Raw genomic sequence first — 25,550 nt, 5'->3', positions numbered from 1 at the left:
CTGTGCGCGAAGCCCCGTAGACGGCCCGGACCACCCGCGTACGACGCGACCGCCCCCGTCGCTGATGCGGCGGGGGCGGTCGGGGTCACGCAGGTGGTGCCACGGGGAGACGTCAGTCGTCGTTCTTGCCCGACGGGGTCGTCTTCGCGATCTGCATGAGGAACTCGGCGTTCGACTTCGTCTGCTTCATCTTGTCGAGGAGCAGCTCGATGGCCTGCTGGGAGTCGAGCGCGTGCAGCACCCGGCGCAGCTTCCAGACGATGGCGAGCTCCTCGCTGTTGAGGAGGATCTCCTCCTTGCGGGTGCCCGAGGGGTCCACGTCCACGGCCGGGAAGATGCGCTTGTCGGCGAGCTTCCGGTCGAGCTTGAGCTCCATGTTGCCGGTGCCCTTGAACTCCTCGAAGATCACCTCGTCCATGCGCGAGCCGGTGTCGACCAGCGCGGTGGCCAGGATGGTCAGCGAGCCGCCGTCCTCGATGTTGCGCGCGGCACCGAAGAAGCGCTTCGGCGGGTACAGCGCGGTCGAGTCGACACCACCGGACAGGATGCGGCCGGAGGCGGGGGCGGCGAGGTTGTACGCACGTCCCAGGCGGGTGATGGAGTCCAGCAGGACGACCACGTCGTGGCCGAGCTCGACGAGGCGCTTGGCGCGCTCGATGGCCAGCTCGGCGACGGTGGTGTGGTCCTCGGCCGGGCGGTCGAAGGTCGAGGAGATGACCTCGCCCTTCACCGACCGCTGCATGTCGGTGACCTCTTCCGGACGCTCGTCGACCAGGACGACCATCAGGTGGCACTCGGGGTTGTTGACCGTGATCGCGTTGGCGATCGCCTGCATGATCATGGTCTTACCGGTCTTCGGCGGGGCCACGATCAGACCGCGCTGGCCCTTGCCGATCGGCGACACGAGGTCGATGATGCGGGTCGTCAGCACGCCCGGGTCGGTCTCCAGACGGAGCCGGTCCTGGGGGTACAGGGGGGTCAGCTTCTGGAACTCCGGGCGGCCGCGGCCGGATTCGGGCGCCATGCCGTTGACGGAGTCCAGGCGCACGAGCGCGTTGAACTTCTCGCGGCGCTCGCCGTCCTTGGGCTGGCGGACGGCGCCGGTGGTGTGGTCGCCCTTGCGCAGACCCGCCTTGCGGACCTGGGCGAGGGAGACGTACACGTCGTTCGGGCCGGGCAGGTAGCCCGAGGTCCGGATGAACGCGTAGTTGTCGAGGATGTCGAGGATGCCCGCGACGGGGATCAGGACGTCGTCGTCGGCGACCGGGGTCTCCGCGGGGGCGAACTCGTCGCGTCCGCGACGGCCACGGCGGTCGCGGTAGCGTCCGCGCCGGCCGCGCCGGCCGTCCTCGTCGAAGTCGTCCTGCGGGCCGTTGTCCTGACGGTCCCGGTCCTGACGGCCGCCCTGCTGACCCTGGCCCTGACCCTGACCGCGGCCGCCCTGCTGGCGGTCCTGACGGTCGGTCCGGTCCTGACGTCCGCCCTGCTGGCCCTGACCCTGGTTCTGGCCCTGGCCACCCTGACCGGCCTGGGCCTGACCCTGACCCTGGGCGCCCTGGCCCTGGTCGTCGGCCTTGGCCCCGCGCTCACGGCGCTCGCGGCGGCCGTCGGCGCGGTCGTTGCCCCGCTCGCGGCGGTCGCGACGGCCGCGGCCCTCGCCTTCCTGGCCCTGGGCCTGGCCGGCGGGGGCGGTGGCGGCCTCGGCCTTCGCCTCGGCCTGTGCGGCCGGAGCGACGGTCTCGGACTTCTGCTCCACCTGTACGGCGGCGGCGGCGGGGGCCGAGCCCTCGGGGCTGCCGGAGGGGGCGGTGGCACGCCGGCGGCGGCGCTCGCCGACCGGGGCGTCCTCGCTGGCGGGCTGGCCCGGGATGTCGATCTGGGCCTGCGTGGCCGTCTTCTCGGCGGGCGCCTCGGCGGCGGCCTCGCCCGTACGGGCCTTGCTGGTGGCGCGGCGCTTCGGCTTGGTCTCGCCGCTTTCGGCGGGCGCGGCGGCCGGTGCGGCGGCCGCGGCCTTGGGGGCGCTGCTTCCCGCCTGCGCCTCCTTGATGACCTCGATCAGCTGGCCCTTGCGCATCCGCGCGGTGCCCCTGATGCCGAGGCCCGACGCGACCTGCTGGAGCTCGGCCAGGACCATGCCGTCAAGGCCGGTGCCGGAGCGGCGGCGCTTGGTCGGCGCTGCGCCCTCGGCGGGGGCACTGGTGTCGACGTTGGTGTCGGCAGCGCCCATCAGATCGGTGGTGTCGCTCACGAAGGGTCCTTCCCTGGAGCGGACGTCGGCCTGTCTGGCTCGGCGACCGGTTGTGCTGTCCGACGGCAGTCTGCGACTTGACGAGGCAGGGGCTGCAGCCGGGGCGGTGGTCCGCCGATAGAGATACGGCGGAGAGAAACGTGCATGTGCGTGGGTGGTTCCGGCGAGAAGCCCCCGAGCTGAAAGCGTGGGAATGTCACGCCGATTCCGGAGCGTGCTCGAAACTGCTGGCAGCGATCAAAGCAGTCGGGGAGGCTCCCGGAAGAAAGGTGGTCCCTGATAGGGACACTGAGCACCAAGCCATGGCGGCTTCGGATGCGCACTTGAGACTAACACTACCGGATCCAACAGATATTCCCCCTCTCCATCACCGGCTATAGAGCCCATCCGCGCAAGTTCTGCGCGGGCTCCGCGCGGGCGGCCTGCCCTGGCCGCCCGCCCCTGGCCGGCTGTGTCCTCTCCTGCGCGGATCAGCCGCCCTGGGTTCCCAGCGGAAGTACGCTCGCACCCGCTGCGTCGAGTGCCAGCCGGTTGGCCGCCCACCCCTCGCCCGCGAGCCGTGCGACCTTGTCGGCCGCACCGTTGTCGACCAGCGCGAGGACCGTGGGGCCCGCGCCGGAGATCACCGCGGGGATGCCGTCCGCCCGCAGTCGGGCCACGAGCGCCACGCTCTCGGGCATCGCCGGGGACCGGTACTCCTGGTGGAGACGGTCCTCGGTGGCCGGCAGCAGGAACTCGGGACGCCTGGTCAGGGCCTCTACGAGCAGTCCGGCGCGGCCGGCGTTGACGGCCGCGTCCACGTGCGGGACGGTGCGCGGCAGCAGGCCGCGCGCGGTCTCCGTCAGGACCGGCTTGGAGGGGACGAAGACCACCGGAACGATGGACTCGGCGGGCTCCATGCGGATCGCCTTGGCGCTGCCGCCGTCCATCCACGCGAGGGTGAAACCGCCGAGGAGACAGGCGGCGACGTTGTCGGGGTGACCCTCGATCTCGGTGGCGAGCTCCAGCAGAGCCGTGTCGTCGAGCTTGGCCTCGCCGCCTATCGTCACGGCGCGGGCGGCCACGATGCCCGCGCAGATGGCGGCGGACGAGGAGCCGAGGCCGCGGCCGTGCGGGATGCGGTTGGCGCAGACCACTTCGAGGCCGCGCGGCTGGCCGCCCAGCAGGTCGAAGGCGGTGCGCATGGAACGTACGAGGAGGTGGCTCTCGTCCCGGGGCAGGGTGTCGGCACCTTCACCCGCGATATCGATGTTCAGGCCGGAATCGGCCACGCGTACGACGACATCGTCATAGAGCCCCAAGGCCAGCCCGAAGGCGTCGAAGCCCGGGCCGAGGTTGGCACTGCTGGCGGGAACGCGCACCCGTACGGCGGCGGCGCGGAAGGCGGGACCGGCCATCTTCCGATGACACTCCTTGTGACTGTGCGAGACGGGATCTTCGCTGGCTCGCTGTGAATGTACTGGAGAACGTACGACACCCGAAGGCCCTGTGGGCAGCACCGCGGTCATATGCGCGGCGGCGGATGTAAGTACAGCCTATCGAAGGAAGGTTCTTCTCCGACATAGGGCGCACAGCAGGCGCACGATGCGTGTCGCGGGCTCCCGCGGATCCTGTCGGGTTTCCACGGGAATATCCCCCGGGTTTCCGTAGGTTTTTGTGCCCTACGGCCCGAGTTGCCGGATTCCTCGGCCTTCGAAAGACTTCCGGAATCCGGCAACTCGGTTACTGCGGTAGCGCCGGTTCCGCCGGTTCCGGCGGCCGGCCGCCCTTCCGGGCGGCCGGATCCCGCTTCCCGGTCAGACGAGGCCGAGGCGGATGGCGGCGGCCTCGGCGTCGACCGGAATGGTGACCGGCTGCGGAGCGCCGGCGACCGCCCAGTCGGGGTCCTTCAGGCCGTTGCCGGTGACGGTGCACACGATCTTCTGGCCGGGGTCGACCAGACCGAGGTCAACGGCCTTGAGCAGGCCGGCCACGGAAGCGGCCGAGGCGGGCTCGACGAAGACGCCCTCCTGGGCGGCCAACAGGCGGTAGGCCGCCAGGATCTGGCGGTCCGTCACCTCGTCGATGAAGCCGCCCGACTCGTCCCGGGCCTGCAGGGCGTAGTCCCACGAGGCCGGGTTGCCGATGCGGATCGCGGTGGCGATGGTGTGCGGCTCCTTGACGATCTCCCCGCGCACGATCGGCGCGGAGCCGGAGGCCTGGAAACCCCACACGCGGGGCGTACGGGAGGCCAGCCCGTCGGCCTTGTACTCCTTGAAGCCCTTCCAGTACGCCGTGATGTTGCCGGCGTTGCCGACGGGCAGCACGTGGATGTCGGGGGCGTCGCCGAGCGCGTCCACGATCTCGAACGCGGCCGTCTTCTGGCCCTCGATGCGTACCGGGTTGACGGAATTGACCAGCGCCACCGGGTAGTTGTCGGACAGCGCGCGGGCCAGGTCCAGGCAGTCGTCGAAGTTGCCGTCGACCTGGAGGATCTTGGCGCCGTGCACGAGCGCCTGGCCCATCTTGCCCAGCGCGATCTTGCCGCGGGGCACGAGGACGGCGCAGACCATCCCGGCGCGGACCGCGTAGGCGGCGGCGGAGGCCGAGGTGTTGCCCGTGGACGCGCAGATGACGGCCTTGGCGCCCTCCTCCTTGGCCCTGGTGATCGCCATGGTCATGCCGCGGTCCTTGAAGGACCCGGTGGGGTTGGCCCCCTCGACCTTGAGGTGTACCTCGCAGCCGGTGCGCTCGGAGAGCACCTGGGCGGGGACGAGGGGAGTGCCGCCCTCGCGGAGCGTGACCACCGGAGTCGACGCCGTGACCGGCAGGCGGTCCCGGTACTCCTCGATGATGCCGCGCCACTGGTGGGTGCGATTGCTGCTCATGGGTCCTTACTCCCCTTCAACACGCATGATGCTGGCGACACCGCGGACGGTGTCCAGCTTCCGCAGCGCCTCGACGGTCCCGGAAAGGGCGGCGTCGGGTGCACGGTGGGTGACGACGACGAGGGAGGCCTCGCCGTCTTGTGCTTGACGACCTTGCTGGCGGACGGTGTCGATGGAGACACCGTGCTCCGCGAAGGTGGTCGCCACCTGGGCGAGGACGCCCGGCTTGTCCGCCACATCGAGGCTGATGTGGTAGCGGGTGACGACATCCCCCATGGGGCTGACCGGCAGCTGGGTGTACGCCGACTCGCCCGGCCCCTTTGCCTCGGCGAGCTTGTTGCGGCAGACGGCGACGAGGTCGCCGAGCACCGCCGACGCGGTGGGCGCGCCGCCCGCGCCGGGCCCGTAGAACATGAGCCGCCCGGCGGCCTCCGCCTCGACGAAGACCGCGTTGTACGCCTCACGGACGGAGGCGAGCGGGTGGGTCAGCGGGATCATCGCCGGGTGGACGCGCGCGGTGACGGACTCGCCGTCGGCGGCGCGCTCCAGGATGGCGAGGAGCTTGATGGTGCAGCCCATGCGCTTGGCGGACGCGAAGTCCGCGGCGCTGACCTCGGTCATGCCCTCGCGGTAGACGTCGTCCAGGCGGACCCGGGTGTGGAAGGCGATGCCGGCCAGGATCGCGGCCTTGGCGGCGGCGTCGTAGCCCTCCACGTCGGCCGTGGGGTCGGCCTCGGCGTACCCGAGGGCGGTGGCCTCGTCGAGGGCCTCCTGGTACCCGGCGCCGGTGGAGTCCATCTTGTCGAGGATGAAGTTCGTCGTGCCGTTGACGATGCCCATCACCCGGTTGATCTTGTCGCCCGCGAGGGACTCGCGCATGGGGCGGACCAGCGGGATGGCGCCGGCCACGGCGGCCTCGTAGTACAGGTCCAGCCCGGCGGCCTCGGCGGCGGCGTGCAGCGCGGCGCCGTCCTGGGCGAGCAGCGCCTTGTTCGCCGAGACGACGGAGATGCCGTGCTCGAAGGCGGTGGTGATCAGGGTGCGGGCCGGCTCGATGCCGCCGATGACCTCGATCGCGATGTCGATGTCACCGCGTTTGAGCAGGGCGGTCGCATCGGTGGTGACCAGCGCCTGGTCGATGCCCTCGCGCACCTTGGAGGGGCGCCGCACAGCCACGCCCGCGAGCTCGACGGGCGCGCCGATCCTGGCCGTCAGGTCGTCGGCGTGCGTCGTCATGATGCGGGCAACTTCCGAGCCGACCACTCCACAGCCCAGCAGCGCCACCTTCAGCGGACGCGTACGCATCATTCGACCTACGCCTTTCGATCTTCACATCAGTACCTGTTGTGCGGTTTGCACCCCAGGTGTGAACCAGTCTCACTCAATGGACAACAGTTTCCACCCTCGGTCCATTGAGTGAGACACCTATTCAGGGGTCCGAAGGCCGTCCCCCAGAAGAATGCGCGTCACCCGACGTCGAGACGCAGGAGATCCTCCTCCGTCTCGCGGCGGACGATGACGCGCGCCTCGCCGTCGCGCACGGCGACGACCGGCGGGCGGAGCACGTGGTTGTAGTTGCTCGCCATGGAACGGCAGTACGCACCGGTCGCCGGGACCGCGAGGAGGTCCCCGGGGGCGATGTCGGCGGGCAGGAAGGCGTCCTTGACCACGATGTCGCCGCTCTCGCAGTGCTTGCCCACGACGCGCACGAGCATGGGCTCGGCGTCGGAGGTGCGTGAGACGAGGCTGACCGAGTACTCGGCATCGTAGAGGGCCGTCCGGATGTTGTCGGACATCCCGCCGTCGACGGAGACGTACGTCCGCAGGCCCTCCAGCGGCTTGACCGTACCCACCTCGTACAGGGTGAAGGCCGTCGGTCCGACGATCGCCCGTCCGGGTTCCACGGAGATCCGCGGGGCGCGCAGACCGGAGGCCTCGCACTCGCGGGCGACGATCTCGTGCAGGGCCTTGGCGATCTCGTGCGGCTCGCGCGGGTCGTCCGCGGAGGTGTAGGCGATGCCCAGCCCGCCGCCGAGGTCGATCTCGGGCAGCTCCACCCCGTGCTCGTCGCGCACGGCGGCCAGCAGCCGCACCACGCGCTTGGCGGAGACCTCGAAGCCGGCCATGTCGAAGATCTGCGAACCGATGTGGGAGTGGACGCCCAGCAGCTCCAGGCTGTCGTGCCCCAGCGCGCGCCGCACGGCCTCGGCGGCCGATCCGTCGGCGACGGCGATCCCGAACTTCTGGTCCTCGTGCGCGGTGGCGATGAACTCGTGGGTGTGCGCCTCCACGCCCACGGTGACGCGGATCTGCACGGGCTGGCGCACACCGAGCTCGCGGGCGATGTGCGCGACGCGGGCGATCTCCTGGAAGGAGTCGAGCACGATCCGGCCGACGCCGGCCTCGATGGCGCGGGTGATCTCGCTCGTCGACTTGTTGTTGCCGTGGAAGGCGATGCGCCCGGCCGGCATCTCGGCGGCGAGCGCGGTGGCGAGCTCCCCGCCGGAACACACGTCGAGGTTGAGCCCCTCCTCCTTGAGCCACTTCACGACGGCCTTGGAGAGGAACGCCTTGCCGGCGTAGAAGACGTCGGCGTCCGGCCCGAAGGCGTGCGCCCAGGCGCGGCAGCGCGCCCGGAAGTCCTCCTCGTCGAGGAAGTAGGCCGGCGTCCCGAACTCCTCGGCGAGACAGGTCACTTCGATCCCGCCGACGGTGGCGACCCCGTCGTCGTTCCGGCCGACCGTCCGGGCCCAGACCTTCTCGTCGAGCACGTTGAGGTCGGCGGGCGGCGGGGAGTAGTGCCCCTCGGGCAGGACGTCGGCGTGGCGGGGGCCGGCGGGGTGTGCGGAACGGCTCATCTCTGCATTCTCTCTTCGCAAATCATCCGGATCGCAGGCGAATCACAGCGGATCACATACGTATCGCAGGCATCACAGGTGGTCGGGCGCATCGATGCCGAGCAGGGCCAGGCCGCCGGCCAGCACCGTTCCGGCGGCTTCGGCAAGGGCCAGCCGGGCACGGTGGGCGGCCGAGGGTTTCTCGTCCCCCTTGGGCAGGACGTGGCACTGGAAGTCGAGCAGGGCGTCGGCGATGACTACGAGCTGCCGCACGAGCCGCTCGGGCGCACGGTGGTGCGCGGCGGCTTCGAGCACGAGGGGCTGATCGCGAAGGGCGCGGAGCAGGGCGTCGGCGCCGTGCGCCCCTCCCGGCTCCCCGGGCTCGCCCCGGAACCCCAGCTGCGCGGCGTTGCGGGTCAGGGCCCGCGCCCGGGCATGGGCGTACCGCACGCGGAAGAACTCGCTCGACTCGTCCTGGACGAGGAGCCACGCGGGAAAAACGGGGGTCTCGTGCCCGGGCACGGACAACATCGCCCAGGCGGCGGCGCCGGCCCCGTACGCACCGACCACGTCCCCGTCCCGCCGGGCCACGGGGGCGATGCGGGCCTCGCCGACACCCTCCCCCGCCACCCCCTGACTACTCACGATCCGCTGCACGGCCGCCTGGAGCACGCGCTCACGCAGGACGGCGACTGGCACGCCGACGAACTCGACGGGGGCGGGGGCAGGGCCGTAGGAGTCCGCCCCACCGGTCCGTCCGGCTTGAACGCTCCGTACGTACTCCCCCACCGAACCCTCGGCGAGCACGAAGTTCAGGAACCCGGCGCCGGTGATCTCCACGCGCTCGATCCCGGGCAGCTCCGCCAGCCGCGGCGCCAGCACCTCGGCCACTCCGCGGGGCGGGACTCCGGCACCCTTCGCCACCCCGAACGCGACGGGCGAGGCGTAATCCCCCACTCCCCCGGGCCGGGTCCGCTCGACGACGACCCGCTCGGGCACGACCAGCCCGGCGGGCAGCTCCCCGTCCTCGACGGCGCGGCGCAGGGCGCGCACGACGGAGCGGGAGAGGTCGACGGGGGTCACGCGACCAGCCTAGGGGAGAAGCCCCCAGGTCACGGATACGGTTTCGCCATGTGAACAGCGGGCCCCGACGGGGAGGTCAGCGGGGGGACTCATCCCCTCCCTCTCCCGGCGGGGGCACCCTTCCGCTCTCTCCGGTCACGGCGCTCGATGAGCCGGCGCACGATCCGCACCAGCTCCGCGGGCTCGAAGGGCTTGGCGAGGAAGGCGTCCACGCCTGCGGCGATCCCGGCCTCGACCTCGTGCTGCGTGCAGGCACTCACGATCGCAACGGGCAGATGCCGCGTCCTCGGATCGGCCCGCAACTGCGCGGCTGCCCCGAACCCGTCCAGCCGGGGCATGACCACATCAAGAGTGATCACATCGGGCATCACGCGATGGACGACGTCCAGGCACTCGGCACCATCGTTCGCGGTCACGACCTCGAAGCCCTCCAGCTCGAGATTGACCTTGATCAGCTGCCGGATGACCTTGTTGTCGTCGACAACAAGCACCCGGCCCGAGGCGCCCGACACAACTCGAGAGTAGGTCGACGGCAGCCCCCGCGTCCGGGTTTTTGTCACTTCCACCCCCTCCGGGCGACCCACGTCCCCCTCCCCGTCAATCCGTTCCTGATCACCGTCCGGAAGCTGGTAGTGTTCAACCCGTCGCCGCAACACCAGCGACAGCGCCCCCGTAGCTCAGGGGATAGAGCAACGGCCTCCGGAGCCGTGTGCGCAGGTTCGAATCCTGCCGGGGGCACTTCGCAGGAAGTGCCCAAAGACCCCGCCATCAGCGAGTTCGCTGAGAACGGGGTCTTCGCGTTTGTGCGGCCAACTGCGGCGGTGTGCAGCCGTATGTCAGGCCCTGTGGACTATGGGGTCACATCCTGGCGACCGTCGAGGGACTTCGCGTACCGACTGATCAGCACTTCCATGCTGCTGCCCACGCGCTCGGCGACCTGGGGTACTGGGGTCTCTGCGGGTGGGGCTCCGGGGCGTTGGCCGTCAGTGGCTGTTCTGCCAGAAGGTGGTGTTGTGGTCGGCTGCGAAGTCGGCGCGCTTCCAGGTGGTTGAGGACAGGGTCTGGACGTAGTCGCGGCCGGTGCGGAAGTCGGGCCAGTCGGTCTTTCCCGTGGCGGCGAAGTGGGTCCAGGTGCGGAGCATGCGGGTGCGGAAGCGGGCCTGGTCCGCGGGGACTTCCTCGAACAGCGGCGGGTGATCGAAGAGGTAGGGCAGTTCCGTCATGTGCGCGGCGTGCTGCTCGAAGCTGGGCTTCGGGAAGCCCTCGAACCACGGGGTGCCGCGTTCGGAGAACTCGTACGCCCGGGTGGGGGTCCAGCGGGAGAGGAGCCGGGCCGTCTCCAGGGTGGGCGTGGACCAAGCGGAGTCGGTGAGGGCGGCGGCCAGCGCCTCGCCCGCCGAGCCGTACCGGGTGAGCGGGTAGCGGGCGAGGACGGCGTCGGACGTGGAGCCGAACTCCTGGCGGATGGCCGGCTCGTACTCCTCCGGCTTCATCGGCGCGCCGGAGGCGAGTTCCTGGCCGATCACCCTGCCGCGTTCCTCGTCGTGGTTGACGCCGATGAGGACGGGGACCCGGTTGAACCTCCCCGTGCGCAGTGCTTCGGCCGGGGAGAGGGGCATGAGCTCGGTATCGGTGACCGGGCGGGGTTCGTTGTAGGGGCCGTAGGCGGCGAGGAGTTCGGAGACGGGCTTGTCGCGCAGGCAGTCGGCGGTGCCGGTCTCGCAGCCCAGGGCGGCGATGACGCGTCTGGCGTCGGCCTCGGCCTCGGCACGGGTGCGGGAGCCGCCGGCGGCGCAGGGGGCGCTCTGGACGACGGCACGGTGAAAGAGGCCCGCGGAGGCGGGTGAGGCGAGATGGCCGCAGACGCTGTAGCCGCCGCCGGACTGGCCCGCGATCGTGACGTTGTCCGGGTCTCCGCCGAAGGCGGCGGCGTTGGCCTTCACCCACCGCAGGGCGGCCTGCTGGTCTTCGAGGCCGAGGCCGTCGGCGCCGGGCTGGGAGGGGTCGCTGAGGAAGCCCATGACGCCCAGGCGGTAGTTCATCGAGACGACCACCGCGCCCTGCTCGGCCAGGCTCGTGCCTCCGTACTGGTGGCCGGCGCCGTACATGAGGCTGCCGCCGTGGATCCATACGATCACCGGTCGCTTCCCGGCCTGCTTCCCCGCCTGCTTCGCAGTCGGGGTGGTGACGTTCAGGTAGAGGCAGTCCTCGTTGTCGTTCGGGATGCCGATCGGTATCCCCTCGGGCTGGGCGCAGGCCTGGGCGGGGGCTGTCGCTTCCCGTATCCCGGTCCAGCGCGCCGCGGGCTGCGGAGACTTCCAGCGCAGGTCTCCGACGGGGGGTGCGGCGTAAGGGATGCCCTGGAAGGTGCGGACCTCGCCGGCGGTACCACGGACCTTGCCGTTCGTGGTGGCGACCACCGTCCGGTCGGCGATGGTGCCGACGGGGGCGGCGTGGGCGAGGGTCGGGGCGGCCAGGGCGAGGCCGAGGCCCATCGACGCGGCGACGGCCGACCACTTCGCAACGATCTTGGTGTTCGTCATGGAAGGAACAGTAGAGAGGTTTGCTCGATCGAGCAATACGTTTGTATAGATCGATCGAGTGAGTCGATCGGGCAACAGGTGCTAGCGTCCGTCGCATGGGAAACCGCGAAGCCCTCCTCATCGGCGCGAAGGCGTGCCTGCGGGAGAAGGGGTACGACCGCAGCAGCATCCGGGACATCGCCACCGCCGCCGGGGTGAGCACGGCCGCGATCGGCTACCACTACGGATCCCGCGAAGCCCTTCTGAACCAGGCGCTGTTCGAGATCCTCGACGAATGGGGCGATGCCATGGGGCGCGCCGTCCTCCCGGACGCCGACGGCTCCACCGAGCGGGATTTCGCGCGGATGTGGCAGAGCCTGATCGACGATTTCGCAGCCCACCCCGACCTGTGGCTCGCCTCGATGGAGCTGTTCATGCAGGCCCAACGCCAGTCCGACCTGCGCACCGCCCTCGCCGGCGGGACGGCCCAGGGACGGCGTGGCATGGCCGCCATCTTGGAGGGTGTCCCCGAGGACCAGGTCCCCGAGGACACCGTGCGAAGCCTCGGCAGCGTCCAGCTGGCCCTGATGTCGGGCCTGATGATCCAGCACCTCAGTGATCCCGCGAGCGCTCCCACGGCGGACGAGATCCTCGCGGGGCTCCGCGCACTGGCGAAGTTCGCGAACTGAAGGTCACATCGGCCGCGTCGACCCGCCTTGGCGCGTCATCGCGAGGAGCGTCCTGTCAGAGGCTGGTGGAACGCTGGGCCGGACGGTCGGTCACATGGAGAGGGTGAGGGGCATGACCACGATTCCCAGCGGGCGGCGGATGGAGCAGGCGGCCGTGAACGCGCTCCGTACGCTCCTGCAAGACTATGACCACGTGGTGGAGGAGATTTCGGGCCAGAACGACTACGGCGAGGATCTGTTCGTCACCTTCGCCGACGCCGGCCGCGTGACCAACGACGTGATCAAGGTGCAGGTCAAGGGCGGCACTTCATGGCGCCGGTCCTACGGCTACGGAGTAGCAGTGCGCCAGCACGCCGAGACGTGGGCGAACGGGAACGTGCCCGTGTTCTGCGTCGTCTTCGACCCGGTTACGAAGCAGCTGTACTGGGCGAACGCCACCGAACAGCTTCGGCGTGGGGAGCACGAGGGCCGTCGGCCTCGGACCATCCGCGTGCCTGCCGACGCGGTCCTGGACGACACCACTCTGGCGGCCTTCGTCAACAAGGCTCGTGCGTACGTTGGTGGGTACCGGGGACGGAACGCCGTGCTTGCCCACCTCGGGGAGATGGCAGGGGTGGCCTTCAGCCGCTCGGACCATGTCCTGCACTGGGTCAACGAGTTCGAAGAGCAGTTGATCTTCTGGCAGCGCCCCGGGGAGCCCCATGCCACTCTCCTCCACAGCGACCTCGACTGGGACCCGATCCCGATCACGCCCGCCCGCCTGCTCATTCCGGGCGGCTTGCCCCTGGGATCGTTCGGCCAGGACTTCCCGGAAGAGATTCGGCGGCTCACACCCATGGCGTGCGTCGGTGGGGTCATCCTCAACATGCCGGAGGCCCTATGGCTCGCCTCTTGTTTCTCGGCCACGGAGTGGGCTCGGCGGGGCGCAGAAGTGGGATAGACGCCGGGGCGGTTCCGGTGGTCCGTACGAAGGGGGTGGGGGTGGGTCTGTGGGTTTTGGGGGGTGGGGGCGGGGGTGTGCGTGCGTAGGTTGGAGGGGAGGCCACTTGGGTTGTGAGGCTGTGTGGCGTGCTCTGACGGTGAGGATGGGGCGGCGCGGAATGCGTGACTTGGTGGAGACGGCGCGGCAGTGGGTGGCCGAGGGGCGGGTCGGGTTCCTGGCGCGGCCCGTGACCGAGCAGGGCTTCGGGCCCCGGGATCCCGCCGGTGCGGTGCTCGTGGATGTGGGCGGGGAGTGTGTCGGGGCCCTGTACCGGGGGGTGTTCGATGCCGAGCTGGTGGCGGAGGCCGCCGCCATGGGGGGCGGGGAGACCGCTCGGGTGTGTGAGGTGTCCGTGGGCGCCGGGGAGGCCGTCGAGGCCAAGCTGACGTGTGGCGGGCAGGCCGAGGTGCTGTTGCAGCCGCTGGCGGCGATTCCCGGTGAGTGGTGGGAGCTGCTCGGGCAGGGGGTCGGGGTCGCGCTCGTGACCCAGTTGAACGAGCGGGCGGATCAGGCTGTGAGTGTTGTCGTGCGGGGGGCCGACGAGCCGTCCGGTGACGCCGAGCGGCGGGCCGGGGAGCTGCTGCGGACCCGCCGGCCCGGGCGGGACGCGCTGTACGCGGGGTCCGGGCTCGTGCTCGTCGAGGCTTATCCCTCGGCTCCGTACGTGGTGATCGGCGGGGGCGGGGAGCTGGCCGAGGTCATCGAGGCCCAGGCCCGGCTGCTCGGGTGGGAGGTCAGTGTCGTCACCGGCGTCGGCGAGGCCGAGAAGCTGCTCGGGGCGCGGCGGGACGCCGCTTGTCTGGCGATGCTGAGCCATGATCCGGAGTTCGACGTGCAGACGCTGCGGACCGCGCTCGCGCTCGGGATTCCGTACGTCGGCGCGCTCGGCTCCCGCAAGACCACCGCGCGGCGGCGCGAGGGGCTGCTCGCGGCCGGGGTGAGCGAGGAGCGGCTGCGGACGGTGCACGGGCCGATCGGGCTGGACCTGGGCGGGCAGACGCCGGCGGAGACGGCGCTGGCCATCTGCGCGGAGATCCTGGCGGTGCTCGGAGGGCGCGAGGTTCGTGGGGTGCGGGACGCGGACGGCCCCCTCAAGGGGTGAAGAGGCCCGGCAGGGGTGCGATCGGGTGAAATCGTCGCAAATGCGGGAAAATGGGTTGTATGGACACGACTCTGATCTTCCTCGCGGTGGACAGAACACTGACCAACATCGCGTGGTTCCTGGTCGTCGGGCTCATCGTGGTCGGCTTCCTGCTCGGCGGCTTCTTGCTGGGCAAGCGGGTCCGGGCACAAGAACCCGCACCCCCCTCTCCCGAGAGCCAGCCGCACCTGCCCGACGGCGGTGCGGTGCACGAGGTCTCCGAGGAGCGGGAGTACGTCGAATTCCCCGCGAGCGGACTGCGCCCGCACGAGATGCAGGGCTACGGGAACTTCGGCTCCCGCACCCACAGCCATCAGGACGAGGCGCGGGCCGAGCGGGAATCCGGCTACGAGCACCCCAATCCGCGGCCGGCCCGCAAGCAGCCGCCCACCCTGCCGCCCCTGGGCGGCGCCAAGCCCGCCTGAAGGAGCGGGTGAAGGCCTGAGGCCGACCCGACCCACCCGGCATGTGACCCGCGGCCTCCCGCCGCGGGTCACATGTCCGTGCGCAGGCGCAGGACCTCCGGGGGCGGGTGGCGGGTGGAGGTGTGGCGGACCTCCGCCGTGAGCGGCGGGTCCAGGGGGTGGAAGGGGACCTCGCCGAGGCCGATGGCCGTGACGGTGTCGGAGGCCGTGTCGGAGGCGGCCTCCGTGACGGTGGCGTCCTGGGGGCTCCGCCGGGTTCCCGCGGCCGCCTGCGGGCCGCGGGCGGCCACCGCGGCTGCCACCTCCGCGCGGAGCGGCGCCGTCAGTGGGCTCGAAACCAGCGGGGTCTCGTCGCCGACCGGGAGGACCAGGACGAGGGCGAGCGGGCGGCGGGCGGTGCCGGTGTAGCCGACCACCGCCGCGTCGCGGACGTTGGTGTGGCGGAGCTTCTGCCAGCCGCGCCGGCCGGCGGGATAGGGCTGGTCCATCCGCTTGACGACCAGGCCCTCGATGCCGCTGGCGGGCAGGGCCTCGTACCAGGTCTCCGCGAGCTCGGGGTCCGTGGTCATGGGGACCGGCTGGAGCGGCGGGCCCAGCGGCAGGAGCAGGTCGACGAGGAGGGCGCGCCTGCGTTCGTACGGGCGGCCGCGCAGGTCGATGCCGGCCAGTTCCAGCACGTCGAAGGCGGCGTACGAGGCCGGCAGCGTCCGGGCCAGCACGGCGGCCCGGGCGGCCGAGGCGGCGGCAGCCCGGCGCTGTACGAGCGCGAAGTCGGTGCGGCCCGCGTGCCAGACCACCACCTCGCCGTCGAGGACGGTCCCGGCGGGCAGGTGGCGGGCGGCGGCCGCGAGGTCGGGGAAGGCCGCGGTGACGATGCGGCCGGAGCGGGCCTGGAGGACCACCCCGTCAACGGCGCGGTCGGTGCGCACGATGACGAGGCGGTGGCCGTCGAACTTGGGCTCGTACGCGAGACCGGGCCCGCGCGGCAGGGTCCGTACGGCCGCGGCGAGCGCGACGGTGATCACGGGAGCCGTCCGGCCAGGCCGGGATCGAGGAGCGGGGCGAACAGATCGCCTTCGCGGGCCAGCCGGGGGGCGATGTCGTCCGCGAGAAAGACCAGGTCGGAGGCGGTGCGGCAGGACTCGACCTCGGCCCAGGAGAGGGGGGCGGACACCGTCGGCAGGGTGCGGGCGCGCAGCGTGTACGGGGCCGCCGTGGTCTTGGCGGCGGCGTTCTGGCTGTGGTCGACGAAGACCTTCCCGGGCCGCAGCGCCTTGGTCATCCGGTGCACGACGAGGTCGGGGAGCTCGCGCTCGGCCTCCTGGGCGAGGGCCTTCGCGTACGCCGACACCTGCTCGGAAGGGGTCGGTTCGAGGGGTACCGCCAGGTGGAGCCCCTTGGAGCCGGAGGTTTTGGCGCAGGCGTGCAGGCCGTCGGCCGTGAGGCGGTCCCGGAGCCACAGGGCGGCGGCGGCGCATTCGACGACGGTGGCGGGGGGACCGGGGTCGAGGTCGAGGATCAGCCGGTCGGCGAGGGCGGGGGCTCCGGCCGGCCACTGCGGGGTGTGGAACTCGACGACGAGGTTGGCGACCCACATGAGGGCGGGCAGGTCGGCGACGACCACCTGTTCGGCCCGCAGGTCCTCCGAGCGGGGCACGGGCGTGGTCTTCACCCAGGTGGGGGTACCGGGCGGTGGGTTCTTCGTGAAGAAGAGCTGTCCGTCCGGGCCGTCGGGATAGCGCAGGAAGGACACCGGGCGGTCGTGGATGTGGGCGAGCAGGGGGCCCGCGACCGTGGCGTAGTAGTGGAGGACCTCGCCCTTGGTGAAACCGGTCTCCGGGTAGAGGACCTTGTCGAGGTTGCTGAGCGAAATGCGACGGCCCTCCACCAGGGTGATCGGCGTCATACGATGAGATTGCCACGAAACAGGAGGAACCGTGCGATCCATATGGAACGGGGCGATCTCCTTCGGCTTGGTCAGCATTCCGATCAAGCTCGTGAACGCCACCGAGAGCCACTCGATCTCCTTCCGCCAGATCCATGTCGGCGACGGCGGACGCGTCCGCTACCGCAAGGTCTGCGAGCTGGACGGGGAGGAGGTGCCGACCGCCGAGATCGGCAAGGGGTACGAGGAGGCCGACGGGTCGATCATTCCGATCACCGACGAGGATCTGGCGCAGCTGCCGATCGCCACCGCGAAGACGATCGAGATCGTTTCGTTCGTTCCGGCCGATCAGATCGATCCGTTGCAGATGGACTCTGCCTACTACCTCGCGGCGAGCGGGGCCACGGCGGCCAAGCCGTACACGCTGCTGCGGGAAGCGCTGAAGCGGAGCCAGAAGGTCGCGATCGCGAAGTACGCGCTACGGGGGCGGGAGCGGCTGGGCATGCTGCGGGTCGTCGACGACGTGATCGCGATGCACGGGCTGCTGTGGCCGGACGAGATCCGGGTCCCGGAGGGGGTGGCACCCGAGGGCGAGGTGTCGGTGCGGGAGGCCGAGCTGGATCTCGCGGACGCGCTGATGGCCACCTTGGGGGAAGTGGAGATGGACACGCTGCGCGACGACTACCGGGAGGCCGTCGAGGCGATGATCGCGGCGAAGGCGGGCGGGGAGACGGTGGTGGCGCCTGGGCCGCCCGCGGAGGGTGCGGGTGGGCAGGTCATCGACCTGATGGCGGCGCTGGAGAACAGCGTGCGGGCGGCGAAGGCCTCGCGGGCGGGGGTGGCTGCGCCGGATGGCGAGGGTGAGGAGGGGGCTGGGGCCGAGGTGACGCCGCTACGGCGGAAGCGGGCCTCGGCGGCTCCGAAGGCCGTGGGCGGGAAGAAGTCGACTGCGGCGGGGGGTGCGGGGGGTGGTGCTGGTGCCGGTGCGGGTGCCGGTGCTGCGAAGAAGTCGACGGCGGCTGCCGCTGCGAAGAAGAAGGCCGCTGCGGCGGCTGCGAAGAAGACGGCCTCGGCCAAGGCTGCGGAGGCGAAGCCGGCGCGGGCTGCCGCGAAGAAGGCGGTGACGCCGCGCAAGCGGAGCTCCGCTTGAGGTGGCTGCGGCCCGGCTGCGCGGCCCTGCGGGGCGAAGTCCCCTACCCCCCCTTCCACCGTTCCCCGGGCGCTGCCCGGAGCCCGGTCCTCAAACGCCGGACGGGCTGCCAGGGGGGGTGCGGGGCTGCGCCCGGACCCCTTCTGGGGCTCCGCCCCAGACCCCGGTCCTCAAACGCCGGACGGCTGAAAGATCTCTGGAGCTCCGCCCCAGCCCCCCGTCTCAGACGGGGACGGCTGACAGGCCCCCGGGGCCGGCGCGGCTACCGCCAGGTGCGGCGGTCCCTCGCCTTGGTGTGGAGGGATTCCACGTCCGGGGGTTTGAGGGTGGTGGGGGTGTTCGTGAGGAAGGTCGATGTGGTGGACGGGGTGAGGATGCGGACGTCGCGGAGGGTGGGGGCGACCTCCAGGCGGGTCGCGTCGACGATGGCCAGGACCGGGGTCACCGGGGTGGAGAGGGCGCGGGTGGCGCGGTCCGCTGCGCGGCGGGTCTCGCGCGGGTCCGGGGTGGGGTCGGCGCGGCCCACCGTGAGGAGGAGGTCGCCGATCACCGTGCGCTGGCGGCGGCCCTGGACCGTGCGGATGCAGAAGACGCCGGGCGGGCCGATGAGCAGGTGGTCCGCGACGGAGCGGACCGAGTGCAGGACCTTCCAGTCCTCCGTCTCCGCCAGGGCGTCGAGGACCTCGCCCATCCGCTGCCGCACCGTGAGCTCCTGACGGAGCCGGTGCCGGGCGCGGGTGCCCGCGGTGCCGTAGGTGAGGGCTCCGAGCTGGGCCTCGCCCGGGCGGTTCGGTGCCAGGTCCTCGTCGGGCGGGAGGGACAGGCGGAGCAGGTCCTCGGCCGTGGGGACGGGTGGCGGGCCGATGGCCACGGTTCCGGTGAGGTAGGGCCGTAACGCCGTCAGGATCTCCTCGCGGCGCTCGTCCGCCAGCACGCTGATCCGGTTGGCCCGCCGGTCGTACCAGGCCACCGCCCTGCCGTCGGGCAGGTTCACGTACAGCCGGCCGCGGCCCGGCCGGCCGCTCGGCAGTACCTTCAGTCCCCTCGGAGCCATCGCCCTCACCCCCGCCGTCCATGGGAGCAGCCCGGGCGCCCCGCGGCAATCCCCCGGTGGGGTCCGGCCCGCCGTGGGTGGTGCGGGGCCCGTGGCGTGTAACGACTCCGCCGGGTCGCCGAGGCATGGCTGTTACAGAAGCAACGGGTTACCGCAACGGCCGCTGCATACGTTTATCCCACCTGGACAGCCCAGCGCCTGACCTGCACCGAAGGACGCCCCGTGAACACCGTTCGCCGCAGCCGCCGCACTCTCGTACGCGCCGTGGCCGTGGCCGTGGGTGCCGGCACCCTGCTGGCGTTCCCGGCGGCGGCCGCGCTCGCCGACGGGGTGCCGTCGGGCTCCTCCGTGCAGGGCGTGGCCGCCCCGCGGACCCTGGTCAAGACCCTGTCGCTCGCCGACGGAGTCTCCACCGCGCACGTGTACCGCGTGGCCAAGGGTGCCTACCAGGCCGATGTACTGAACCCCGACGGGTCCACGGCCGCCACCCTGACCAGCCGGGACGGCAGCACCGGCTTCGCCGACGCCGGGGAGATGCACCTCGCGCTGCGGTCCGACGGCCGGCTCAGTTCCTGGTCCGGGCCCGGGAACGGGGGCGAGAGCGGTACGGACGGCGCCGGGAGCGCGGCCGGGCACAAGACCGCCACCCGCGACGGCCGGGTCGTCCCGGTCTCCGCGCCCTCGCGACCGGGTACCGGGACCGTCGAGGCGCTGGGCCTGAACACGCTGGCCGACGGCCCGGGCGACGGCATGCTGCTGCTCGCCGCGGGCGGCGGCATCGCGGCGGTCGGCGCAGCCGGGCTGGGCTTCGCGATGCTGCGCCGCGGGCGTACGGACGCGTAGGCGCCGGCCTCCCCCGGCCCGTCGGGCGCCGGGGCCCCGCGGGCCCGGGCGCACGGGCGGAAACGATGCGGCTCTGCCTACTGTGGACGGGCACATGCTCATGGGAGAGGAGGGCCGCCGGGTGATCGACGCAGCATTCCGATCCGCTTCCGACTCCCGGTCCTCCTCCTGCTCCGGTTCCGGACTCCGGAGTCCGGATCGGCACCGGCGCCTGCGGGCCGTTCTGCCGGCCCTGCTCCCGCTCCTGCTGCTGCCGCTGGCGAGCGCCTGCGGGGACACCGGCGGGCTGGCCGGCGCCGGGGCGACCCCGACGGCGAGCGGGCCCGTACATCTGTGGCCGGGGCGCGCGGGGGCCGTCGTACCGCCGGCCGATCCGGGGGGCGCGCCGCCCGAGTACGTACCCGGGATCGCGCCCGTGCAGGACCAGAACGTGCACGCGATCGACCCGGCGACCCTGGTGCAGGCCGAGCTGCGGGCGCACCCGAACGTGCAGACAGGTCCCGACGGGATGCCGCCCGAGACCCTCGCCGCGATCAAGGAGTGCGGGGCGGACGGGGCCGATCCGAGGAAGTGCCCGGTGCTGACGCCGTACTACCGGGACCTCACCGGCAACGGCAAGGACGAGCTGATCGTCGGCATCGAGTACCCGGAGCAGCAGCTGTCCGTGCGCGTCTACACCGCGGACGCCGAGGGCCGGCTCAACCGGATCATGGCCACCACCGATACCGTCATCAGCGTCGAGCTCGCCGGACGGGACGTGATCCTGCGCGTTCCCAGCGGCAACGCGGGCTACGAGGTGAACACCACCTGGTCCTGGGACGAGACGCAGCGCTCGATGCTGCCGGCGTGGGAGCAGATCGTCCGGGTGCCCGGCAGCACCGGCCCGGGCCGGGCTCCGCGCCCGTCCCCGAGTCCGGGCTCGGGAACGGCCTCGCCGGGGGCCTCCCGGTGAGGCTCCGGCTCCCCTCCTGGACGGCGACGCTGACCTGGAAGTCGGCGTGCTTCATCGTGCTGATGTGCTGCTCGCTCGCCGCGGTGCTGGGTGTGCTCGTGCACGTGGAAGTGACCCGGCAGACCGTCGCGACGGCCCGCGAGAAAGCCCTGGCCAAGCTGAACGACGCCTCGCGCGCCTACGAGGCCGGCGAGGTGCTGCCGCCGGAGTCCGGGCTGGATCCGGCCGGGCTGCCGGAGCGGTTGCGCGCGCTGGCCCTGTCCGGGGAGCGCGGGACGCTCGTGGCCCGGTTCGGGGACCGGCAGCTGATGTGGGCGGCGGCTCCGGCCGACGGCAAGGCCCTGGCCGCGGCCGTCGACTACGGGCAGAGCGCGCGGACGATCACCGGGCTGGACAACGCGATCATCGGCTCGTCGGTGCTGGCCATCGGCGGGACGCTGCTGGTGGGCGCCTTCGCCGTGACGCGCGTGACGCGGCGGCTGCACCAGACGGCGACGGTGGCCCGCCGGATCACCCAGGGCGACCTGGACGCCCGGGTCGGGGACCCGCGCACGAAGGACCCCTCGCGGCACCAGGACGAGGTGGCGACGGTGGCGGCGGCCCTGGACACGATGGCGGGCAGCCTCCAGACCAGGCTCCAGCGGGAGCAGCGGTTCACCGCGGACGTGGCGCACGAGCTGCGCACCCCGCTGACCGGTCTGCAGGCGGCGTCGGAGCTGCTGCCCGAGGGGCGGGCGACGGAGCTGGTGCGGGAGCGGGTGCGCACGATGCGGCAGCTGACGGAGGACCTGCTGGAGATCTCGCGGCTCGACTCGGGCAGCGAGGTGGTGGAGACGGACCTGCACCAGCTCGGGCGGCTCGCGCGGCGGGTGGTGCGGGCGTCGGGGACCGATACGGAGGTGGTCGTGGTGCGGGACGCGCACGTGGAGACGGACCGGCGGCGCCTCGAGCGGGTACTGGGCAACCTGGTCGCCAATGCCCACAAGCACGGGCGGGCGCCGGTGGTGATGACGGTCGACGGGCCGGTGGTGACCGTACGGGACCACGGCGACGGCTACCCCGAGTACCTCGTGTCCCACGGGCCCCAGCGGTTCCGCACCGGGGACGGGAGCAAGGGGCACGGGCTGGGGCTGACCATCGCGGTGGGTCAGGCGGAGGTCATCGGGGCCGGGCTGGTGTTCCGGCAGGCGGCGGACGCGGGGGGCGGGGCCGAGGCCGTACTGACCCTGGTGGAGGCCCGGCTGCCGTGAGGACCCGCCGCCGCTCCCCCGGCGCGGCGGGACCCGGCCCTCAGGCCGCCGGCGGGGTCGGCTTCGTCCAGGGCCAGCGGAGCTTCGGCTTCTGGCCGTCGGGGGCGTAGACGTACTTCCAGCCCCGCTGGAGGCCCAGGCGCTTGGAGTACCCCGCCGGGACGCGCTCGTAGAGCAGCACCGTGGGGGCGCCGCCGTCCGGGGCCGGGACCGGGATCTCGTACCACTTGGACGGGTGGCCGGTCGGGCCGAGCAGGATCGGCAGGCTCCGGCCGTCCATCGGGCCGCCCTCGAAGGGGGTGGGTTGGCTTCTCACCCCTCCAGTCTCACAGCTTTTCGAATGTCACAGCTTTTCGGATGTCACAGCTCCCCGGATCAGGCAGCTCCCCGGATCAGGCAGCTCCCCGGATCCCGCAGCCTCCCCGATCACACAGCTCCCCGGATCCCGCAGCCTCCCCGATCACACAGCTCCCCGGATCCCGCAGCCTCCCCGATCACACAGCTCCCCGGATCCCGCGGCCTCCCCGATCACACAGCTCCCCGGATCCCGCAGCCTCCCGGACGTCCGAAATCACAGCAGGTGGGCCGCCTCGGAGACCACCGGGATCACCCGGCGGGCCAGTATCCCCACCGGGCCGTCCGCCGATTCGAGCGCGAGGGCGGCGCGGGCCGCCGCGGCCGTCTCCGGATCGGTGGCGGCCGTGGCCGTGAGGAGGGCGATGAACTGGTCCACGAGCCAGTCCCGGAGCGAGTCGGTCCCCGGCTGCTTGCCCTCGTCGATCCAGATCAGCGAGGCCGCCTCGACCGCGGTGATCCACGTGCGCACCATCATGCGCAGCCGCGGGCCGGGGGCCGGTACGCCGAGGTGGAAGAGGATCGCCTCGGCCGCCGCCCGGCGGATGCCGTCGACGGTGGCGGTGGTGCGGGAGGTTTCGACCACGCTGCCGCCCTGGAGCAGGGCGGCGAAGCCGGCGTCGTGTTCGTCGACGAAGGCGAGGTACCGGTCCAGGGCCCGGGAGAGCCGCTGGGTCAGGGGGCCGGCCTGGGGTTCGGCAAAGCAGAGCCGCAGGACGTCGGCGGCCGAGCCGAGGGCGGCCTCGTAGAGCTGCTGCTTCCCGCCGGGGAAGTAGCGGTAGACGAGGGGGCGCGAGACACCGGCGGCCTCGGCCACGTCGTCCAGCGAGACCTCCTCCGGCGCCCGGTGTGCGAACAACGTCAGGGCCGCGTCGAGGAGCTGGGCCCGGCGCTCCTCGACGCTCAACCTGCGGTACGCCCGTACGGCTGTCATGTCCGCAGGGTAACCCCACCCCGCGGCCCTGGGGTGAGGGGTGTTCAGGCGAGGTTCACGCAAGGAGGCCCGAGCTCTTCCACAGCGTGCGGCCGACTCCGCGCATCAGGCCTATGTCCTCGAGGAAGTCGGTGAGCCGCTTGGCTCCGGTCTGCATGACCTCCCGGCGGTGGCCGCTGGCCTTGACCTGGGCGAGCGCCTCGTGCCGGTCGAGGCCGATGTTGTCGTAGACCTGGGGGTTCACGAAGGCCTGGGAGAAGACGCGGGCGGCCTGGCCGCAGCTCACGCGGGTGAGTTCCTGCTCCCAGCGCGGGGCGGTGAGCATCTGGCGGCGCAGTTCCTCGCGGGCGTAGCGGACGTGGCGCGCCTCTTCGATGACGTGGATGCGGGTGACTCCGCGGACGAGGGGCTGGACGCGCTCGTCCGGGAAGGTCAGGCGCTGCATCCAGTCGAGGACCTCCTCGCCGAGGAGGGTGCAGGCGAAGGAGCCGGGGGTGGTGGAGATGGTCTTCAGGATGCGGGCGAGGTTGTGGTTGGCGCGGGAGACCGGGTACTCGGGGGCGCCGCCCGTTTTGATCATGCGGGCGAACATCATGGAGTGGCGGCACTCGTCCGCGATCTCGGTGAGCGCGTAACGGACGTGATTGCTGGTCAGGGACTTGTCGTAGACGTGCCGGACCAGCAGCTGCATGAGGATGATCTCGAACCAGATGCCGAGCGAACCGAGCGCGGCCGCCTCGTGGCGGGAGAGTTCGATGCGCTGCTCCTCGCCCATCTTCTTCCACAGCGGGGTGTCGAAGAGGGAGAGCAGCTCGGGCGGCCAGTAGTACTTGCCCTCGATGGGCGGGGCGTCCCAGTCGAGTTCCTTGTCCGGGTCGAAGGAGTGCTTCGCCGAGGATTCGAGCAGTCGCTCGGCGATCTGCTCGCGGTCCTTGAGCAGGCCGAGGGCGTCGCGCAGCTCGGCTCGTTCGGTCACGGTGGTCATGGCTTCGGACACCTCTGCATCGAGTTACCGGCGGTCACTTCTTATGAGACTGCCTGTCAGCAAGACCGTCAATCCCTCGCGCACGACTTGTTGACCGCGCGTCTACCAACGTGTGACGCTGCCAACTGTCCCGCCCCGTACGGAAGTACGCGGCCACGTGAGGCGAGGGGGCGTCAGTGTCGACGCACGAGCTCTACACCAACGATCCGGGCGAGACCGTCTGGCCGGTCCCCGCATCCGGCCAGGCCCGTTTCAGCTGGGAGTACGACGGCGGCCGCGAGCGGCTGCTGGCCCTGTACCAGAAGGGCAAGGACAAGCAGTGGGACGGCGCCAAGCGCATCGACTGGTCCATCGAAGTGGATCCGTACGATCCCCTGGGCACCCCGGACGAGGCGCTTCCGCTGCACGGCACCCGGCATTGGGCCAAGCTCACGGAACGGGACCGGGGCGAGCTGCGCCGGCACTACGGCGCATGGAACTTCAGCCAGTTCCTGCACGGCGAACAGGGCGCGATGGTGTGCGCGGCGCGCATCGTCGAATCGGTGCCGGACCTGGACGCGAAGTTCTACTCCGCCACCCAGACCATGGACGAGGCCCGGCACGCGGAGGTCTTCGGGCGGTTCCTGCACGAGAAGATCGGGATGCTCTACCCGATCAACGACAGCCTGCAGGGACTGCTCGGCGACACCCTGCGCGACTCCCGCTGGGACATGCCTTACCTGGGCATGCAGGTGCTCATCGAGGGGCTGGCGCTGGCCGCCTTCGGGATGATCCGCGACACCACGAACAAGCCGCTGCCCAAGCAGATCCTGGCCTACGTGATGCAGGACGAGGCGCGCCACGTGGCGTTCGGGCGGATGGCCCTGCGCGATTACTACAAGCAGTTGTCGGACGCCGAGCTGCGCGAGCGCGAGGAGTTCGTGATCGAGGGCTGCTACCTGATGCGGGACCGGCTGCGCGGGGTGGAGGTCCTGGAGAACTTCGGCATCTCGCGGGCGGAGGCCGAGGAGTTCAGCGAGCGGTCGGAGTTCCTGGCGCTCTTCCGCAAGCTGCTCTTCAGCCGGATCGTGCCGTGCGTGAAGGACATCGGACTGTGGGGCGAGCGGCTGCAGAAGGCGTACCTGGACATGGGCGTCTTCGAGATGGGGAACTCCAACCTGGACCTGCTGATGAGCCAGGACGAGGAGATCGCCGAGGCCCTCGACCGGGAGCGGTTCGCGGCCGAGGAGGAGGAGCGGGTGGCGGAGGTGGCGCAGGCCATCGCGGAGGGCGCGGGCGCGGGCGCCTAGGGCAGCGGGCGGCGCGGGATGCCCCGGGCGGCCGGATCGGAGGACGGGGCAGCCGCTGCC

At 71.7% G+C, this 25,550-nt stretch carries 23 protein-coding genes and 1 tRNA gene; 10 read left to right on the top strand and 14 right to left on the bottom strand.

Annotated features, from left to right (window positions below; translation table 11 throughout):
- Nucleotides 1–112 precede the first annotated feature (112 nt).
- The 7 genes from rho to ACIA8F_RS05125 all read right to left on the bottom strand — a co-directional run bounded on the left by rho (nucleotide 113) and on the right by ACIA8F_RS05125 (nucleotide 9,601).
- Nucleotides 113–2,248 carry a transcription termination factor Rho gene (rho, locus tag ACIA8F_RS05155; RefSeq protein WP_399376835.1) on the bottom strand — a complete coding sequence of 712 codons (2,136 nt, stop codon included), beginning with the start codon at nucleotides 2,246–2,248 and terminating at the stop codon, nucleotides 113–115.
- 470 nt (nucleotides 2,249–2,718) lie between these two features.
- On the bottom strand, nucleotides 2,719–3,645 hold the full coding sequence (gene thrB / locus ACIA8F_RS05150; RefSeq protein WP_399376834.1) for a homoserine kinase: 927 nt from the start codon (nucleotides 3,643–3,645) through the stop codon (nucleotides 2,719–2,721).
- Nucleotides 3,646–4,044: 399 nt separating this feature from the next.
- Complete coding sequence (thrC, locus tag ACIA8F_RS05145) at nucleotides 4,045–5,115, bottom strand: threonine synthase (protein ID WP_399376832.1); 1,071 nt, start codon at nucleotides 5,113–5,115, stop codon at nucleotides 4,045–4,047.
- Nucleotides 5,116–5,121: 6 nt separating this feature from the next.
- Nucleotides 5,122–6,420 carry a homoserine dehydrogenase gene (locus ACIA8F_RS05140; protein ID WP_399376991.1) on the bottom strand — a complete coding sequence of 433 codons (1,299 nt, stop codon included), beginning with the start codon at nucleotides 6,418–6,420 and terminating at the stop codon, nucleotides 5,122–5,124.
- Between the two features lie 161 nt (nucleotides 6,421–6,581).
- Entirely contained in the window at nucleotides 6,582–7,973 is a 1,392-nt protein-coding gene (gene lysA / locus ACIA8F_RS05135; protein WP_399376831.1) for a diaminopimelate decarboxylase, read from the bottom strand.
- A 72-nt stretch (nucleotides 7,974–8,045) separates the two neighbouring features.
- Nucleotides 8,046–9,035 (bottom strand): ArgS-related anticodon-binding protein NrtL, encoded by a 990-nt coding sequence (gene nrtL / locus ACIA8F_RS05130; protein ID WP_399376829.1) that lies wholly within the window; start codon nucleotides 9,033–9,035, stop codon nucleotides 8,046–8,048.
- A gap of 89 nt (nucleotides 9,036–9,124) precedes the next feature.
- Nucleotides 9,125–9,601: a response regulator gene (locus ACIA8F_RS05125; protein ID WP_399376990.1), complete on the bottom strand. Its 477-nt coding sequence runs from the start codon at nucleotides 9,599–9,601 to the stop codon at nucleotides 9,125–9,127.
- 100 nt (nucleotides 9,602–9,701) lie between these two features.
- On the opposite strand from ACIA8F_RS05125, the gene ACIA8F_RS05120 reads away from it, so the two are divergent.
- Nucleotides 9,702–9,773, top strand: a tRNA-Arg gene (locus ACIA8F_RS05120).
- Nucleotides 9,774–10,018: 245 nt separating this feature from the next.
- On the opposite strand, the gene ACIA8F_RS05115 is transcribed toward ACIA8F_RS05120, so the two are convergent.
- Entirely contained in the window at nucleotides 10,019–11,578 is a 1,560-nt protein-coding gene (locus ACIA8F_RS05115; protein ID WP_399376828.1) for a carboxylesterase/lipase family protein, read from the bottom strand.
- Between the two features lie 95 nt (nucleotides 11,579–11,673).
- Here ACIA8F_RS05115 and ACIA8F_RS05110 point away from each other — a divergent pair, with 95 nt between their 5' ends.
- The 4 genes from ACIA8F_RS05110 to ACIA8F_RS05095 all read left to right on the top strand — a co-directional run bounded on the left by ACIA8F_RS05110 (nucleotide 11,674) and on the right by ACIA8F_RS05095 (nucleotide 14,794).
- Nucleotides 11,674–12,246: a TetR/AcrR family transcriptional regulator gene (locus tag ACIA8F_RS05110; RefSeq protein ID WP_399376827.1), complete on the top strand. Its 573-nt coding sequence runs from the start codon at nucleotides 11,674–11,676 to the stop codon at nucleotides 12,244–12,246.
- Nucleotides 12,247–12,358: 112 nt separating this feature from the next.
- On the top strand, nucleotides 12,359–13,186 hold the full coding sequence (locus ACIA8F_RS05105) for a DUF4365 domain-containing protein (RefSeq protein ID WP_399376825.1): 828 nt from the start codon (nucleotides 12,359–12,361) through the stop codon (nucleotides 13,184–13,186).
- A 160-nt stretch (nucleotides 13,187–13,346) separates the two neighbouring features.
- Nucleotides 13,347–14,330 carry an XdhC family protein gene (locus ACIA8F_RS05100; protein WP_399376823.1) on the top strand — a complete coding sequence of 328 codons (984 nt, stop codon included), beginning with the start codon at nucleotides 13,347–13,349 and terminating at the stop codon, nucleotides 14,328–14,330.
- Nucleotides 14,331–14,389: 59 nt separating this feature from the next.
- Nucleotides 14,390–14,794 carry a DUF6479 family protein gene (locus tag ACIA8F_RS05095; RefSeq protein ID WP_399376821.1) on the top strand — a complete coding sequence of 135 codons (405 nt, stop codon included), beginning with the start codon at nucleotides 14,390–14,392 and terminating at the stop codon, nucleotides 14,792–14,794.
- 68 nt (nucleotides 14,795–14,862) lie between these two features.
- Here ACIA8F_RS05095 and ACIA8F_RS05090 read toward each other — a convergent pair whose 3' ends face one another.
- Together ACIA8F_RS05090 and ligD are read right to left on the bottom strand one after the other, a co-directional pair.
- On the bottom strand, nucleotides 14,863–15,816 hold the full coding sequence (locus tag ACIA8F_RS05090; RefSeq protein WP_399376989.1) for an ATP-dependent DNA ligase: 954 nt from the start codon (nucleotides 15,814–15,816) through the stop codon (nucleotides 14,863–14,865).
- The gene (gene ligD, locus ACIA8F_RS05085) at nucleotides 15,816–16,700 is read right to left on the bottom strand and encodes a non-homologous end-joining DNA ligase (RefSeq protein ID WP_399376820.1); all 885 of its coding nucleotides are present in this window, start codon (nucleotides 16,698–16,700) and stop codon (nucleotides 15,816–15,818) included. The genes ACIA8F_RS05090 and ligD overlap by 1 nt, the downstream gene beginning before the upstream one ends.
- A 31-nt stretch (nucleotides 16,701–16,731) precedes the next feature.
- Here ligD and ACIA8F_RS05080 point away from each other — a divergent pair, with 31 nt between their 5' ends.
- The gene (locus ACIA8F_RS05080; protein WP_399376819.1) at nucleotides 16,732–17,829 is read left to right on the top strand and encodes a Ku protein; all 1,098 of its coding nucleotides are present in this window, start codon (nucleotides 16,732–16,734) and stop codon (nucleotides 17,827–17,829) included.
- Between the two features lie 262 nt (nucleotides 17,830–18,091).
- On the opposite strand, the gene ACIA8F_RS05075 is transcribed toward ACIA8F_RS05080, so the two are convergent.
- A complete protein-coding gene (locus ACIA8F_RS05075) occupies nucleotides 18,092–18,883 on the bottom strand; it encodes a nuclease-related domain-containing protein (RefSeq protein ID WP_399376818.1) in 792 nt (263 codons plus the stop codon).
- A 222-nt stretch (nucleotides 18,884–19,105) separates the two neighbouring features.
- Between ACIA8F_RS05075 and ACIA8F_RS05070 the strand changes: the two genes are divergently transcribed.
- The 3 genes from ACIA8F_RS05070 to ACIA8F_RS05060 all read left to right on the top strand — a co-directional run bounded on the left by ACIA8F_RS05070 (nucleotide 19,106) and on the right by ACIA8F_RS05060 (nucleotide 21,928).
- On the top strand, nucleotides 19,106–19,726 hold the full coding sequence (locus ACIA8F_RS05070) for a hypothetical protein (protein WP_399376817.1): 621 nt from the start codon (nucleotides 19,106–19,108) through the stop codon (nucleotides 19,724–19,726).
- Nucleotides 19,727–19,847: 121 nt separating this feature from the next.
- A complete protein-coding gene (locus ACIA8F_RS05065) occupies nucleotides 19,848–20,678 on the top strand; it encodes a hypothetical protein (protein ID WP_399376815.1) in 831 nt (276 codons plus the stop codon).
- Nucleotides 20,675–21,928 carry a histidine kinase dimerization/phospho-acceptor domain-containing protein gene (locus ACIA8F_RS05060; protein WP_399376814.1) on the top strand — a complete coding sequence of 418 codons (1,254 nt, stop codon included), beginning with the start codon at nucleotides 20,675–20,677 and terminating at the stop codon, nucleotides 21,926–21,928. The genes ACIA8F_RS05065 and ACIA8F_RS05060 overlap by 4 nt, the downstream gene beginning before the upstream one ends.
- 40 nt (nucleotides 21,929–21,968) lie before the next feature.
- Here the strand turns inward: ACIA8F_RS05060 and ACIA8F_RS05055 are convergent, their stop codons facing one another.
- The 3 genes from ACIA8F_RS05055 to ACIA8F_RS05045 all read right to left on the bottom strand — a co-directional run bounded on the left by ACIA8F_RS05055 (nucleotide 21,969) and on the right by ACIA8F_RS05045 (nucleotide 24,201).
- On the bottom strand, nucleotides 21,969–22,244 hold the full coding sequence (locus tag ACIA8F_RS05055) for a hypothetical protein (RefSeq protein ID WP_399376813.1): 276 nt from the start codon (nucleotides 22,242–22,244) through the stop codon (nucleotides 21,969–21,971).
- 255 nt (nucleotides 22,245–22,499) lie between these two features.
- Entirely contained in the window at nucleotides 22,500–23,216 is a 717-nt protein-coding gene (locus tag ACIA8F_RS05050; RefSeq protein WP_399376811.1) for a TetR/AcrR family transcriptional regulator, read from the bottom strand.
- 55 nt (nucleotides 23,217–23,271) lie between these two features.
- Nucleotides 23,272–24,201 (bottom strand): diiron oxygenase, encoded by a 930-nt coding sequence (locus ACIA8F_RS05045; RefSeq protein WP_399376810.1) that lies wholly within the window; start codon nucleotides 24,199–24,201, stop codon nucleotides 23,272–23,274.
- A 176-nt stretch (nucleotides 24,202–24,377) separates the two neighbouring features.
- On the opposite strand from ACIA8F_RS05045, the gene ACIA8F_RS05040 reads away from it, so the two are divergent.
- A complete protein-coding gene (locus ACIA8F_RS05040; RefSeq protein WP_399376807.1) occupies nucleotides 24,378–25,490 on the top strand; it encodes a ferritin-like domain-containing protein in 1,113 nt (370 codons plus the stop codon).
- Nucleotides 25,491–25,550: the final 60 nt, after the last annotated feature.

It is taken from the genome of Streptomyces sp. NPDC051563 (genome assembly GCF_044454225.1).
Classification (GTDB): domain Bacteria; phylum Actinomycetota; class Actinomycetes; order Streptomycetales; family Streptomycetaceae; genus Streptomyces.
Note: the sequence above shows the minus strand (reverse complement) of the source record. Positions and strands in the feature narration are given on the sequence as shown.